This is a genomic window from Chromobacterium aquaticum, assembly GCF_021129195.1.
Taxonomy (GTDB): Bacteria; Pseudomonadota; Gammaproteobacteria; order Burkholderiales; family Chromobacteriaceae; genus Chromobacterium; species Chromobacterium aquaticum.
In genome coordinates this window covers 23,612-37,979 of record NZ_JAJOHW010000082.1, presented here as the reverse complement: position 1 = coordinate 37,979, position 14,368 = coordinate 23,612, and the positions used below count along the sequence as shown (strand labels likewise).

Annotated in this window: 10 protein-coding genes; 4 read left to right on the top strand and 6 right to left on the bottom strand. The window is 61.5% G+C overall.

Annotated features, from left to right (window positions below; genetic code table 11):
* Positions 1–92: 92 nt before the first annotated feature.
* Positions 93–1,166: an alkene reductase gene (locus LQT98_RS12845; protein WP_231462682.1), complete on the top strand. Its 1,074-nt coding sequence runs from the start codon at positions 93–95 to the stop codon at positions 1,164–1,166.
* Positions 1,167–1,231: 65 nt separating this feature from the next.
* Here LQT98_RS12845 and LQT98_RS12840 read toward each other — a convergent pair whose 3' ends face one another.
* From LQT98_RS12840 to LQT98_RS12815, 6 genes are all read right to left on the bottom strand, one after another.
* On the bottom strand, positions 1,232–2,137 hold the full coding sequence (locus LQT98_RS12840; protein ID WP_231462681.1) for a tetratricopeptide repeat protein: 906 nt from the start codon (positions 2,135–2,137) through the stop codon (positions 1,232–1,234).
* Between the two features lie 12 nt (positions 2,138–2,149).
* Entirely contained in the window at positions 2,150–3,286 is a 1,137-nt protein-coding gene (locus tag LQT98_RS12835) for a hypothetical protein (RefSeq protein WP_231462680.1), read from the bottom strand.
* Positions 3,287–3,410: 124 nt separating this feature from the next.
* A complete protein-coding gene (locus LQT98_RS12830) occupies positions 3,411–3,923 on the bottom strand; it encodes a hypothetical protein (RefSeq protein ID WP_231462679.1) in 513 nt (170 codons plus the stop codon).
* A 435-nt stretch (positions 3,924–4,358) separates the two neighbouring features.
* Entirely contained in the window at positions 4,359–5,006 is a 648-nt protein-coding gene (locus tag LQT98_RS12825; RefSeq protein WP_231462678.1) for an MAE_28990/MAE_18760 family HEPN-like nuclease, read from the bottom strand.
* A complete protein-coding gene (locus LQT98_RS12820; RefSeq protein ID WP_231462677.1) occupies positions 4,999–6,045 on the bottom strand; it encodes a DUF262 domain-containing protein in 1,047 nt (348 codons plus the stop codon). Before LQT98_RS12820 ends, LQT98_RS12825 begins: the two co-directional genes overlap by 8 nt.
* Positions 6,046–6,094: 49 nt before the next feature.
* Positions 6,095–8,926 (bottom strand): valine--tRNA ligase, encoded by a 2,832-nt coding sequence (locus LQT98_RS12815; protein WP_231462676.1) that lies wholly within the window; start codon positions 8,924–8,926, stop codon positions 6,095–6,097.
* A 117-nt stretch (positions 8,927–9,043) separates the two neighbouring features.
* Between LQT98_RS12815 and LQT98_RS12810 the strand changes: the two genes are divergently transcribed.
* The 3 genes from LQT98_RS12810 (at position 9,044) to LQT98_RS12800 (ending at position 14,338) form a co-directional block, all read left to right on the top strand.
* Complete coding sequence (locus LQT98_RS12810) at positions 9,044–10,270, top strand: diguanylate cyclase (RefSeq protein WP_231462675.1); 1,227 nt, start codon at positions 9,044–9,046, stop codon at positions 10,268–10,270.
* Between the two features lie 186 nt (positions 10,271–10,456).
* Positions 10,457–12,343 carry an amidohydrolase gene (locus tag LQT98_RS12805; RefSeq protein WP_231462674.1) on the top strand — a complete coding sequence of 629 codons (1,887 nt, stop codon included), beginning with the start codon at positions 10,457–10,459 and terminating at the stop codon, positions 12,341–12,343.
* A 159-nt stretch (positions 12,344–12,502) separates the two neighbouring features.
* Entirely contained in the window at positions 12,503–14,338 is a 1,836-nt protein-coding gene (locus LQT98_RS12800; protein WP_231462673.1) for an amidohydrolase, read from the top strand.
* Positions 14,339–14,368 lie beyond the last annotated feature (30 nt).

Here is a 14,368-nt window from a genome sequence, read left to right as displayed (position 1 = left end):
AAAATGGATCAGTCTTCTCCAGAATACCCCATTTATCCCACAGGAAAAGCGCGAGATGATGGCGACACCCCCGACACTCAGGAGATAAGGCCATGAACACCGTATTCGATCCCATCCGCCTCGCCGGCCTCGGCTTGCAAAACCGCCTGGCCATGGCCCCGATGACCCGCTCGCGCGCGCTGCCGGACGGCAGCCTGAGCCCGCTGACCACCCGCTACTACGCCCAGCGCGCCGGCCTTGGCCTGATCATCAGCGAAGGTACCCAGCCGTCCGACGCGGGCCAAGGCTACCTCGCCACGCCCGGCATCTACACCGACGCCCACGTCGCCAGCTGGCGGCAAGTCACCGACGCCGTCCATGCGCGGGGCGGCCGCATCTTCATCCAGCTGATGCACGCCGGCCGCATGAGCCACCCGGACAACACCCCGCGCCATGAACCGGGCGTCGCGCCCTCCGCCATCGCGCCGGGCGCTGATATGTTCACCGCCACGGGAATGCAGCCGATTCCCAGCCCGCGCGCGCTGAGCACCGCGCAAGTGCGCCAGACGGTGCAGGACTTCCGCCACGCCGCCCGCCGCGCCATCGAGGCCGGCGCCGACGGCGTGGAAATCCACGGCGCCAACGCCTATCTGATCCAGCAATTCCTCGCGCCCAGCGCCAATACCCGCAACGACGAATACGGCGGCTCCATTGAAAACCGCGCCCGCTTCGCCATCGAAGTGGCCACCGCGATCGCCGAGGAAATCGGCCCGGACAAGACCGCCATCCGCCTGTCGCCCGGCCTCAGCCTCTGGGGCATAGACGAAGGCGAGCAAGGCCCGGCGCTTTACCGCTATCTGGTGAGCGAACTGAACAAGCAGGGGCTGGCCTATCTGCACCTGATGCACCTGGGCGACGAGGCCTTGTTGGCCGAACTGCGCCGGCTCTGGCAAGGCGTGCTGATCCTCAACCGCCCGGGCCGTCCGCGGGAGCAGATCGGCGCCGATATCGCCGCCGGGCTGGCGGAGCTGGAATCCTACGGCGCCATGGTGCTGGCCAACCCGGACTTTGTGGAACGGCTCAAGCTGAATGCGCCGCTGAACACGGCCGACAAGACCAGCTTCTACGGCGGGAACGAACAGGGTTATACCGACTACCCCACCCTGCGCGACGCGCAGCCGGCCTGATCGCGGCAGCGGCCGGCGTTGCGGCGCCGGTCCGCTGTTTAGCGCGGCAGACTTTGAACAGCTTCTTACTTCGAATACCGGGCGATGTACTGCTCTCCCCGCTTCCTGGCCGCCGCCAGCCGCGCGCCGCTCAGCTTGGTCTCGGCCAGATCCAGATTGCCCGGCGCGGTGTGGCTGCCGTTCACCTTGGCCACCGCGAACCAGGCGTAAGCCTCGACGGGATCGGCGCCCACGCCCAAGCCCTGCAAATACATCCAGCCCAGATTGGTCTGCGCGCGGGCCAGGCCCTGCACCGCAGCCAAACGATATAGTTCCACCGCCTTCGCCGCGTCCGCCGGCACGCCCAGGCCGTTGGCGTACATCCAGCCCAGGTTGGTTTGCGCCAGGTCATAGCCGCGGTCCGCGCCTTTCCGATACCACGCCACCGCCTGAGCATGGTCCTGCTCCACGCCGCGCCCGCCCTCATACATCCAGCCTAAGCTGACCTCGGCGTCGACCAGGCCCTGCTGCGCCGCCTTGCGGAACCAGCGGGCGGCCTCGGCGTCGTTCTGCTCCACGCCCAAACCGTTCAGATACATGAAACCGAGATCATGCTGCCGCTCGGCCTCGCCTCGCTCCGCCGCCTTGAGCAACGTGGCAAAGGCCTTGCGGTACAGCTCGGCCGCCGCCTCCTGAGCCGCCTCCCCGCCGTCGGCGGCATAGAGATCGGCCAGATCGACTTGCGCGCCGGCTTCGCCCTGCTCGGCGGCCTTGCGCAACCACAACAAGGCCTGCTCCCGGTCCTGCGCCACCTTGACGCCATCCTTGTACATTGCGCCCAATGCCGCCTGAGCGCCGGCGTCATGGTTCTCCGCCTGCTGCCGTATCTGCGCCAGCGGCTTGTCCAGCCACGCCTTGGGCAGCGTGGCCGCGTTCACCCCACCGGCCAATGCCAGCAGGCCAAAGCACAACACGCCTAGTTTTCTCATCATCCGCTCCCGCCTTCACTCATGCGCCACGCGGCCCGCCTGGCCGGCGCGTGGCACCTTGACCACGAAATGCTTGCCACTCTTGAGCCCGCCCATGAACACCTCACCGGACTTGCTCATCAAGAAGGGGGAAGCTTCCAACTCCTCGCCTTGGGGCATCTCCACCCCGTGTTGTTGCAGATAGTCGGCAAACTTGATCGCCGTGTCGGAATCGTTCCAGATCACCGGAACAGAATCGTCCGTGCTTTGCAGCCGGCGCGTGAACATACTTGTCTTCAGCTCATGCGCGCTGCCTATCATCATCCGGCCATCGGCGCTGACGCCGGACACGCTCCCCTCCGGCTCCGCGCCCAAGCCATTCAGCACTTTCACGCCCACGCTCGGGGTCCAGGCAATGGGGATGTTGGACCAGCGGCCATACAAGGGCCGCCTATAGTTGTCCGCCGTGCCGACGAGAACCGCGCCGTCCTGGCTGGCGTCAAAGAAAGCCGGCAGGCCGGCGCCGATGCCATACAGCGCTTGCAGGCTCTGCGGCTGCCAGCCATCGGCCTGGCTCCAGATGAAGAAAGTGGACTGGCCGGCATCCCACAACTTGCGCCCCTGCAACAAGGTCAGGAAGTAATGATCGCCAAATTTTTTCGGCGCATAGCGCTCCCCCAAGGGGAAAGCCGGCGCCTTCGGCACCACCTGCTGGCGGCCATTGGTGCACCAGGTGTCGCCCTTGGGCAGCGCCAGCGCGCAAGTGTAATCCGCCGCGACATAGGGCACGCGATAGGCCACGCCCTCCTTGTCCACCGAGAAGCTGACCCAGGCCCGGTTGCTAAGGTAGGCGTTCACCACCGGGCCAACGCCGTCGCCGACAAACAGGTATTCCGTGTCGTAATCCTTGTCGCCGTAAAGCTTGACGCCTTGCTGGCTGATCACCACGAAACGACCCTTGATCTCCTTGGAAAACAAGGCGCCGCTCTTGAGCGTGCCGGCCACCCAGGAACCGTCTTCCGCCACATGATCCAAACTCAAGTCGCCCTTGACCGGGAATTGATCCTCGACAATCCAAAACTGCTTGGCGGCGGGAAAACCCTCCGCGCGCGCGCCGATGACGGCGCCGCACAGCAGCAAACCCAAGCCCATCTTCTGCATCATGCCGCGCATGCCTGTTCTTTCTTTTCCAATAAAAAGCCCCGCCAGCGTCAACTGGCAGGGCATTCTATGAAATTAGGCTAATAGCGCCAAGCGCGCCTTGAGCCCGACTAAAACACCGCTCCGCTCAGGCCAGCTAAAGCTGGCGCTTGTTCTCCAGCCAGCTCAGCAAATCCCGGCTGCGCTGTAACTGGTGCATCGCCTCCACGTGGCGGAACAGGTTCAGTTGCCGCCCGGCCACCACCAACAGCACTTCCAGATAGTTGAAAAAGCCACGGCGCAGGCCGTTGCGGTAGCTGCGATCGCCGTGATCCATATCCCTGGCAATGCGTAACAGCAAGCCGTGACCGGCATCTGGCGAATTGGTCTTCAGCCACTGCGCCAGGTGGGCGGCATATTGGCGGCCCAGCATGCTGGCCTCGGCGTAGTCCTTAGGCTCGGCCGGCTGCCAGTAATGCGGGTAGTCGCGTCCCGGCAGATAGCGAACAAAAGGCAGGCGGATTTCCTTGGTTTCCAGCGAAGTGAAGCGGTATAGCGAACGCGGCAGCGCTGGTTGTTGCTGAGAGTCGCTGCCCTGCTGGACGGCTTGAACCTTGGAATGAGATGGAGTGGATTCGATGCTGGGCATCGGACGGACTGACTTCGCCATTGCAACCTCCTTGAATGAAGGGCCTGGCCGATAAACGCGGCAAGGCGGGCACATGACAAGGCTGGTCTCACCGGTATCTTGGTCCGGCGCGCCCATGGGGCGCCCCTGCCATGGCCCGCCCAGATTTAGGCAAAGCAATAGCAACCGGACACGAAAATGCCGCTTTCGCGGCGTGTCCGCCAAGATACAAACTCAGGAGACCAGTCCCGGCGCTGTTTGTGTAGCAGCGCGGGGACCATTGTTGGCCAGATGGCGGGGGGAGTCAAGCAGGAGGGAGCTATCCTTGGTTCCTTCGCCCACAATAGCGCTAGAACGCTATTCCAATCAATACACTTCCAATAAAAATCGCAACAAGAGCAAGGCGTCTGCTACACAGCTTTATCACCCTTAACACAGTAAAAAAGCCTAAGCATATCCTCCAAAATAGCTTACACTTCAACAATCACAAAGATAATGTTTTCTTTCGTAATAACTGGAAAAAGCCTCCAACAGGTGCACATAAAATTTCTCGACAAAATCAAGTCGCTTTTCCAAATCCATAATTGAGTACCTAGCTCCAACCTCTTGCGCAGTTACTCTGCCGTGCGATACTGCGTTCCTTTTATCCTTAATCTCATCAAAATACACACCAGTTACACCCTGGGGTTTACCCTCGCCAGGGAGCCCAATCAATCTCCACATATCTTTAATCTGCACATACCCAATATTTGCCGAAGAGGATACTGGATACACTCCAACCCCGATAGGAACTGCATTCCCCAAAAAAAACTTATCTAGTACATTTTTTTTACTAAAGAGGTCCTTCTTTTCAATAAGCGACTTAAAAAAAGGCTCCAGCATTAAACAAGCAACCCCAGTAGTAAATTCCGAGAATTTTTTTTCTGACATATGGATTTTTTCGAAATAATACTCGCAAGTCCTAGTCACAGAAAACTCAACCACCGCATAAAGAGAAACAAAAACCATCCCTTTTATACAGGACGATCTTGCATCGCAACCTTCTTCAAGTCGTTTGGCGAAATCGATTAAATCCTTTGCCTGTCGAAACCTCTCAGATATTTCATTTAAAATAACATCAGACATTGCCCCCAAACCTCTCGAAACAATAGTCAACTCGTGCAGCAAGACGTCGACTTGAGTTAGTAGCTCCTGACGTAAGTCTTGTCAGCTCTGCATCGTTCATCCAAATTGCAACATTTCTACCGCAAATATTCACCCCCTGCATTACTGCCTTAGCGGCCCCCACAGAAATAGCCTCATATAAGTTAATCGGCGTCAATCTTCTCGAACCTCTTTTTATTCCTTCTGGCAACTCTCTCCTAAGGGCAGAAAACGTTAAAACAAAAACCTCCCTTGCCGATTTATAATCAAAACGCTCAGATGCCTTTACCATAAAATCATTTAGAAAATCGATCACACTATGAGAGAACGATTGGGCATCATAAAGGTAGGCAAAAAACTTTAAAACCAGCTCTTCACATGCACCGTCAATCAAGGCTGACTCTGGCAAATTAACCACAACCCGAAAATCTTCATTTTTTGCCAATTCATATATAAAATCATTAAACTCCCCTCTAAAAACACAAGCCCGCACTTCCTGTGAAGTCAACTTGACCCCCCCAGTATTTAAGCGCTCAAACAAGTCAAATCTAATCTTATTATCACTCTTATCACTTAATGTCGTAACCTTCAAGGGCCTCAACTGAAACTTCAGCCTCACCGACTGAGGCAAATCAACAAATAGAAATCCATTAAACTCCGTAAGGATTTTCAATCCCTCCAGCCTTAAGGGCTCGGCAAAACCAAGTTTTGCCAAAACCTCCGGATCCCCCAAAAAAGAAATAAGAGTACTTAGCCTTTGGACTCCATCAATTAACTCCCAAGTACCATCTCGATTTGCAGCCATAAACAAATTTGGAACTGGAATACCTAACAATATCGACTCTATTAAAGTGGATTGATTTTCTTTTGGCCATCTAAATTGACGTTGATACTCTGGCGCGATATTTATAACAGACTCATACGCCATAGAAACCAACTCTTTCACAGAGAAATCGAAGCTATCAAAATCAACTCGACGGCGCTCTCTATCAATTTGAGAAACCAAATTTTCTGCACTCATAGCTCACCCTAAAAGCGAAAGGGGCACATAAAAGTGCCCCATTAAAAAATTAGCCCAACTTAGTCAACTGGTTTTTTATCTTTTCAAGCTTGTCGTTCAACTCGGCCAACTGCGCCTTGTCGCGCTCCACCAGGTGGGCCGGGGCTTTATCGACATAACCCGGCTTCTCCAGCTTGGCGGTGAGCTTGGCCAGTTCGGCTTCCGCCTTGCCCTGCTCTTTCGTCAAGCGCGCGGTTTCCGCCGCCTTGTCCACTTCCACCTTCAGCATCAGGCGGGCGTCGCCGGAGATGGCCACCGGGGCGTCGTCTTCCGGCAGCGCGGCCACGATGGAGCCTTCGGTCAGCCGCGCCAGCAGCTTGAGGTAGGGCACGAAGTCCGCCACCGTGGCGTCGCCGGTTTCGATGAACAGCGGCGCTTTGACGGCCGGGCCGATGCCCATTTCGCCGCGCAGATTACGCACCGCGTTGACCATGTCCTTGAACGCGTCCATGCGGCTGTTGGCGGCGGCGTTGATCTTGGCGGCATCCGCCACCGGCCACGGGGCCAGCATGATGGACGGGGTGGTCTTGGCGTTGGCCAGCGGGGCCACGGTCTGCCACAGCTCTTCGGTGATGAAGGGCATCAGCGGGTGGGTCAGGCGCAGCGCCACTTCCAGCACGCGGACGATGGTGCGGCGGGTGGCGCGCTGCTGGGCTTCGTTGCCGGTTTGCAGCTGCACCTTGGCCAGTTCCACGTACCAGTCGCAGTACTCGTTCCAGATGAATTCGTAAATGGTCTGGGCGGCGATGTCGAAGCGGTAGGTTTCCAGCGCGTTGGTGACGTCGATCTCGGCCTGTTGCAGGCGGCCGATGATCCACTGGTCAACAAAGGAGAATTCCAGCGGCAGGCTTTCGTCCTGGCCGCAGTCCTTGCCTTCCACGTTCATCATCACGAAGCGGGTGGCGTTCCACAGCTTGTTGCAGAAGTTGCGGTAGCCTTCGGCGCGTTTGAAGTCGAAGTTGACGCTGCGGCCCAGGGTGGCGTAGCTGGCCATGGTGAAGCGCAGCGCGTCGGTGCCGTAAGCCGGGATGCCTTCCGGGAACAGCTTTTCCGTGGCCTTGGAGATGGCCGGGGCTTTTTCCGGGCGGCGCAGGCCGGTGGTGCGCTTGGCCACCAGCGGTTCCAGCGCGATGCCGTCGATCAGGTCCACCGGGTCGATGACGTTGCCCTCGGACTTGGACATCTTCTTGCCTTCGTGGTCGCGCACCATGCCGTGGATGTAGACGTCGCGGAACGGGACCTTGCCGGTGAAGTGCTTGGTCATCATGATCATCCGGGCTACCCAGAAGAAGATGATTTCGTAGCCGGTCACCAGCACGTTGGAGGTGAGGAAGGCGCGCAGTTCGGGGGTGTCTTGCGGCCAGCCCAGGGTGGAGAACGGCACCAGGGCGGAGCTGAACCAGGTGTCCAGCACGTCTTGTTCTCGGCGCAGGGTCTTGCCCGGCGCTTGCGCCTGGGCGTCGGCTTCGCTGCGGGCCACGTAGATGTTGCCGTCTTCGTCGTACCAGGCCGGGATTTGGTGGCCCCACCACAGTTGGCGGCTGATGCACCAGTCCTGGATGTTCTTCATCCACTGGTTGTAGGTGTTGACCCAGTTTTCCGGGATGAAGCGCACTTCGCCGCTTTCCACGGCTTCAATCGCCTTGGCGGCGATGGATTGGCCGGTGGGGTCCGGATTGCCGTCTTTGTCCAGCGCCACTTTGTCCATGGCGACGAACCATTGGTCGGTCAGCAGCGGTTCGATCACGGTGCCGGTGCGGTCGCCGCGCGGGACCATCAGTTTGTGCGGCTTGGTGTCCAGCAGATAGCCCTGGGCTTGCAGGTCCGCCAGCATGGCTTTGCGCGCGTCCTGGGTGCTGAGGCCGGCATAGGCGGCCGGCAGTTCGATCACGCCCTGGGCGCTGCCGTCGAAGCCGAAGATTTGCGCCTTGGCCAGGATTTTGGCTTCCAGGCTCATCACGTTGATGAGCTGGGTGCTGTGGCGCTTGCCCACTTGGTAGTCGTTGAAGTCGTGCGCCGGGGTGATTTTGACGAAGCCGGTGCCGAACTCCTTGTCCACGTATTCGTCGGCGATCACCGGGATCTGGCGGCCGGTGAGCGGCAGTTCCAGTTGCTTGCCCAGCAGGTGCTGATAGCGCTCGTCGTCCGGGGCGATGGCCACGGCCACGTCGCCCAGCAGGGTTTCCGGGCGGGTGGTGGCGACGGTGACGAACTCGTCGCTTCCCACCACCGGGTATTTGATGTGCCACATGTGGCCGTCTTCTTCCTCGGAGATCACTTCGAGGTCGGAGATGGCGGTGCCCAGCTTGGAGTCCCAGTTGGACAGGCGCTTGCCGCGGTAGATCAGGCCCTGTTCGAACAGGCGGACGAAGACTTCGGTCACCACTTCGGCGCGGGTGTCGTCCATGGTGAAGTATTCGCGGTCCCAGTCCACGGAGCAGCCGACGCGGCGCATCTGGCTGGTGATGGTGCCGCCGGATTGCTCTTTCCATTCCCACACTTTGGCGGTGAAGGCGTCGCGGCCCAGCTCGTGGCGGTTGACGCCCTGCTCTGCCAGTTGGCGCTCCACTACGATCTGGGTGGCGATGCCGGCGTGGTCGGTGCCGGGCACCCACAAGGTGTTGTCGCCTTTCATCCGGTAATACCGGGTCAGACCGTCCATAATAGTCTGATTGAAGGCGTGGCCCATGTGCAGGGTGCCGGTGACGTTGGGCGGCGGCAGCTGGATGGCGAAGGACGGTTTGGCGGTGTCCATGCTGGGCTTGAAGTAGCCGGCCTGTTCCCACTGATCGTACCAGCGACGTTCGATGTCGCCGGGTTCAAAGCTTTTGGCAAGTTCCATGGTGATGAATCGTGGTTCTTCTAGAATGGAAAAAATGGGTCGATTATACCCGGTTTTGGGGCGTTCTCCGAGAACCGGCGCAGGCGGATCAGACAGCAGCAACGGGATAAGCGGACGATGAGCGAAGAAACGCGCGTTTTGGTGATCGAGGACAGCATGGTGTTGATCCGCCCCTTGTGCCGCATGGTGGAGGAAATCGGCCTTACGCCGCTGCCGGTGTGTTCGCTGCTGGAGGTGCGCGAGGCGCTGGCGTCCGGCCAGTCTTTCCTTGCCGCGGTGGCGGATTACAATTTGCCGGATTCGCCCGGCGGCGAGCATTTGCCGCTGTTGTTCCAGCAGGCCATTCCCACCATCGTGCTGACTTCGCGCAACGACGGCGAGGTGCGCGACCGCATCCTGCAGCTGCCGGTGGTGGATTACGTCAGCAAGGAGAGCCCGGCGGCTTTTGATTATGTGATGCGGATGCTGACCCGCATCCGCAAGAACCCGGGCATCAAGGTGTTGGTGGTGGATGATTCCGCGTCTTACCGCCAGTTTCTGCGCGAGAACCTGGAGCGCCACCGCTACCAGGTGCTGGAGGCGGAGGATGCCAAGCAGGCGCTGGAGATCTTGCACCGCGACAAGCACATCAAGCTGGTGCTGAGCGACAACGATATGCCGGGCATGGACGGGGTGCGCATGACCAGCACGATACGCCGCTTCCTGGATCACGACCGCCTGGCCATCATCGGCATTTCCGGCAACCAGGACCCCACCATGACCACGCGCTTCATCAAGGCCGGGGCGGACGATTTCCTGCAAAAGCCGTTCAATTTCGAGGAGTTCTTCTGCCGCATCACCCGCAATGTGGAGTTTGTGGAGAACCTGGAGTCCTTGAAGGAAACCGCGGACCGCGATCCGCTGACCGGGCTGTCCAACCGCCGCCATTTTTTCGAGCAGGTGATGCAGTTGAAAAGCGGCTACGGGGTGGCGGTGCTGGACATCGATCATTTCAAGCAGGTGAACGATCAATACGGTCACGATGTCGGCGATCAGGTGATCTGCAATACCGCGCGGCTGATGGAGCAGTTTTTCCCGGACGGCATCGTCGCGCGCTTCGGCGGCGAGGAGTTCGTGATCCTCAGCCCCTGTCCCATCGAGCTGGACATGGTGTGCCGGCTGGAGAGCCTGCGGGTGGCGCTGGAAAGTTGCATTCTGACCACGGTCAAGGGCGGGCTGCGCTACACGGTGAGCATAGGCGTGGCGGCGTCGGACATGCCGGAGATCAGCCGTTTGCTGAAGCTGGCGGACGAGCGGCTGTACCACGCCAAGCAGCATGGCCGCAATCAGGTGTGCGGCGGCTGAGCGCGGGTTCAAAGCCCGCCGGCTTCCGCGCACCCTGCCCGACAAGCCCCCCGCCCGCCCCCGCCCGAATGGCCAGTTCGACATTTTTTTGCGCCAGGGCGCCAACTATAATGACATCGCTTTTTCCGTTCTCTCCGCGCTGCCCCGCGCTACCCCCGGAGCCGGCGCTTCAACCGGATATCCGCCATGAGCCATCGTCATCCGCACGGACCAGGCTGCGCCTGCTGCTCCCTCCCCTTGTTGGCGCAGCTGAACGATGAGTTGTTCGAGCGCCCGGACTGGCAGGATGAGGCCAAGCGGCTGATCCGCCAGCAGGAAAAGAAGCGATTGCCGCCCGCGCCGCCGCAAACGCTGGTCATCTACGGCGGCCCCATCCACACCCTGGCCAGCAGCGGCCGCCAGACGGTGGACGCCGTCGGCATCGCCAAGGGCCGCATCGTGGCCACCGGCTCACGCGAGGAGGTGCAGCAGGCGATGAGCGCCGCCGGTTTCAAGAAGCCGGAGGAGATGTCCTTGGAGGGGGCGACGCTGCTGCCCGGCTTCGTCGATCCGCACATGCACATCCTGCCCAGCGCGCTGTTCGCCACCTGGCAGTATGTCGGCGCCTTCGCCGGCCAGCGGCTGCGGCCGGACTATGGCATCGCCGGGGTGGTGGACACGGTGCGCGCGGCGCTGGCCGATCCCAAAAAGCAGCACAAGGCCAAGGACGGCGCCGCCTGGGTGCTGGGCTTCGGCATCGACCCTTCGCTGATGCGGGACTGGACCGAGCCGGACCTGGACTGGTTCGCGCAGTTTGGCGACAAGCACCCGATTTTCCTGATGAACGCTTCCGGCCATATCGGCTACGCCAATGCGCCGGCGCTGGCCAAGGCCGGCATTAGCCCGGAGTGCAAGGGCGTGCTGGTGGAGGAGCAGGTATTGCAGATGATGCCGGCGCTGCCCGCGCCGTCTCCGGCCGCCCTGCTCGCCAGCATAGACCAGGTGCTGCACCAGGCGGCCGCCATGGGCAATACCACGCTGTTCGACGCCGGCCTGGGCTCCAGCAAGGGGCTGCTGGAGGTGATCCTGCTGGAGCTGGTGGCGCAGACGGCGCTGAACCCGGTGCGCATCGCCGCCGCGCTGTTCGCCAATGAAACCCGGCAGATGGATGAATGGACGCGCTTGTTCCGTCCGGACCTGGACGGCGTGGAGGACAAGCGTTTCAGCATCAAGGCGCTGAAACTGGTGTCGGATGGCTCCAACCAGGGGCTGACCGGTTATCAGAGCGAGGCCTATAAATGCTATCCGCAGCATCAGGTGCCCAATGTGCCGGCCACCGGCCTGTTCAATTTCCGCCCGCCCAGCACTTTCGCGCCGCATTTGCTGCAGGCGGTGGAGCACGGCTGGCCGGCCATGGTGCACGCCAACGGCGACAAGGCCATCGACGAGGTATTGCAGGCTTACGAGCACGCGCTGAACCACCCGTCGGCGCCGCCGCGGCCGGATTGCGTCGGCAAGCGGCTGCGCCACCGCATCGAGCATGCGTCGCTGCTGACCGATGAGCATATCTCGCAGATGGCGCAGTTGCAGTTGTCGCCCAGCTTCCTGATCGGTCATGTCGGCTATTGGGGCCATGCTTTCCAACAGACGATACTCGGCGACGCGCGCGCCAAGCTGCTGGACCGCTGCCTGTCCGCCAAGCGCGCCGGCTTGCGCGTCAGCCTGCATTCCGACCACTTCGTCACTCCCTTGGGCGGCCTGCGCATGATGGAGCAGGCGATCTTCCGCGCAATGGAAGCGGCGCCGGAACAGGCCGGCGCCAAGCCGGCGCTGAACCCGGCGGAACGGCTGGACCGGCTCAGCGCGCTGCGCGCGGTAACGCTGGACGCGGCCTGGCAGTGCCATATGGACCATCTGGTGGGCTCGCTGGAACCGGGCAAGCTGGCGGACCTGGTGGTGCTGGAGCAGGACCCGCTGGACCCGGCGCTGAGCAATCTGCGCGATATCGCGGTGTTGCAGACCTGGCGCTCCGGCGCGCCGGTGCATCTGCACGCCAAGCTGGGTTGCGCGACGGAGACGGCGCCGCCGGCCTGAGAACCGGTTCAAGGTCTGCCGCACGGCGGTGATGCAGCGCTCAGGCGCGGCCGCTTTGCTCAGCTTTTGTCAGCCACGCAATATTGCAAATGGCATAATATTATCCTGTGCGCGGCGTCGCCGCGCCGTCAATCATGACGCCATGCACAGGAGCGCCTCATGTCCCAACCCCATCAGCCCGGCTGCGCGTGCTGCACCTTGCCCAGCCTGTCCATGCAACTGGACGCCCTGCAACACCACAACTGGACCGAAAGCCTGGCCAATCTGGTCCGCGTCGCCGCGGAGCGCGCCAAGCTGGCGCTGCACCAGGACGCGGCCATCTTCCATGGCGGCACCATCTACACCTTGCAAGGCGGCCAGCCCAGCCGGGTGGAGGCGCTGGGCATCGCCCACGGCAAGGTGGTTTCCGTGGGCAGCCTGCAGCAGGTGGAAACCGATATGCGCGCCCAGCCGCGCGCCGAGCGCATCGATCTGCACGGCAAGACCCTGCTGCCCGGCATGATAGATCCGCACATGCACATCCTGCCCAGCGCGCTGTACCGCAACTGGATCAACCTGAGCCCCTTCCAGGGCCAGGTCCTGCGGCCGGGCTACAACCTGGACTGGGTTGCGGAACAGCTGCGCGGCGAGCTGGCCAGCCACGGCAGCCACACCGCCAGCGGCGCGCCGCGCTGGCTGACCGGCTTCGGCGTCGATCCGTCGCTGATGAGCCCCTGGAAAGAGCCGGACAGCCACTTCCTCGATGGCATCAGCGCCGAGGTGCCGATCTTCCTGATCAATGCCTCCGGCCATCTGGGCTATGCCAACTCCGCGGCGGTGAAACTGGCCGGGCTGGACCCCAAGGAAAATGGCGTGACCACCGAGTCCAACGTCGCCAAGGTGCTGGCGGTGATCCCCGGCCTGGCCGCGCCGCATTTGTTGGGCAAGGTGCAGGAGATTTTGAACGACGCTGCCGCCAACGGCATCACCACGCTGTTCGACGCCGGCCTGGGCGCCGGCCTGGGGCCGCTGGAAATCACCTTGGTGCGCGCCTTCGCGCAAAGCCCGCTGGCGCCGGTGCGCATCGGCGCCGCGCTGTACGGCAACCCGGACTGGCTGCAGGAGCAGTGGCTGCAAACCTATCAGCTCAACCATAACAAGCACGACGACGACCGCTTCAGCGTCCGCGCGCTCAAGCTGATCGCCGACGGTTCCAACCAAGGCCTGACCGGCTACCAGTCGGAGGATTATTGCTGCTCGGCTGAGCACCGCGTGCCCGGCGTCTCGCCGCGCGGCCTGTTCAACTTCGAGCCGCCGATCACCTTCGCCGCCCAGTTGCAACGCGCGCTGAACGCCGGCTGGCCGGTGCTGGTGCACGCCAACGGCGACCAGGCGCTGGACTATGTGCTGGCCAGCTTCGAGCTGGCGCTGTTCGATAAGACCAGCGAAGACGGCACCCTCAATCCCAAGCTGACGCTGCGTTCGCGCATCGAGCATTGCTCGCTGCTGAGCGACGCCAGCATCGCCACCATGGCGCGGCTGAAGCTGTCGCCCAGCTTCCTGATCGGCCATGTCGGCTACTGGGGCCAGATATTCAAGACCACCATCCTGGGCCGCGAGCGCGCCCAGATGCTGGACCGCTGTCAATCCGCGCTCCAGGCCGGCCTGCGCATCAGCCTGCATTCCGATCACTTCGTGTCGCCGCTGGGCACGCTGCGGATGATGGAGCAAGCGGTGACGCGGGTGATGGAGGCGGACCCGGAGCAGCAGCCGCTGAACCCGGCGGAATGCCTGGACCGCATCTCCGCGCTGCGCGCGGTGACGCTGGACGCGGCCTGGCAGTGCCATATGGACCACATCGTCGGCTCACTGGAGCCGGGCAAACTGGCGGACCTGGCCATCCTGGAACAGGACCCGCTGGACCCGGCAGTGCCGGCCGGATCGCTGCGCGACATCCGCGTGCATCAGACCTGGCTGGCCGGCAAGCCGGTTTATCACAATCCCAACACCCACTGAGCGGCGCTATCGCGCAAAATAAAACCGGCC

Coding starts and splice junctions, on each gene's coding strand:
- LQT98_RS12825 (WP_231462678.1), bottom strand. CDS start 5,006: ATGTCTGATGTTATTTTAAATGAAATATCTGAGAGGTTTCGACAGGCA.
- LQT98_RS12835 (WP_231462680.1), bottom strand. CDS start 3,286: ATGCGCGGCATGATGCAGAAGATGGGCTTGGGTTTGCTGCTGTGCGGC.
- LQT98_RS12845 (WP_231462682.1), top strand. CDS start 93: ATGAACACCGTATTCGATCCCATCCGCCTCGCCGGCCTCGGCTTGCAA.
- LQT98_RS12805 (WP_231462674.1), top strand. CDS start 10,457: ATGAGCCATCGTCATCCGCACGGACCAGGCTGCGCCTGCTGCTCCCTC.
- LQT98_RS12810 (WP_231462675.1), top strand. CDS start 9,044: ATGAGCGAAGAAACGCGCGTTTTGGTGATCGAGGACAGCATGGTGTTG.
- LQT98_RS12815 (WP_231462676.1), bottom strand. CDS start 8,926: ATGGAACTTGCCAAAAGCTTTGAACCCGGCGACATCGAACGTCGCTGG.
- LQT98_RS12840 (WP_231462681.1), bottom strand. CDS start 2,137: ATGATGAGAAAACTAGGCGTGTTGTGCTTTGGCCTGCTGGCATTGGCC.
- LQT98_RS12800 (WP_231462673.1), top strand. CDS start 12,503: ATGTCCCAACCCCATCAGCCCGGCTGCGCGTGCTGCACCTTGCCCAGC.
- LQT98_RS12820 (WP_231462677.1), bottom strand. CDS start 6,045: ATGAGTGCAGAAAATTTGGTTTCTCAAATTGATAGAGAGCGCCGTCGA.
- LQT98_RS12830 (WP_231462679.1), bottom strand. CDS start 3,923: ATGGCGAAGTCAGTCCGTCCGATGCCCAGCATCGAATCCACTCCATCT.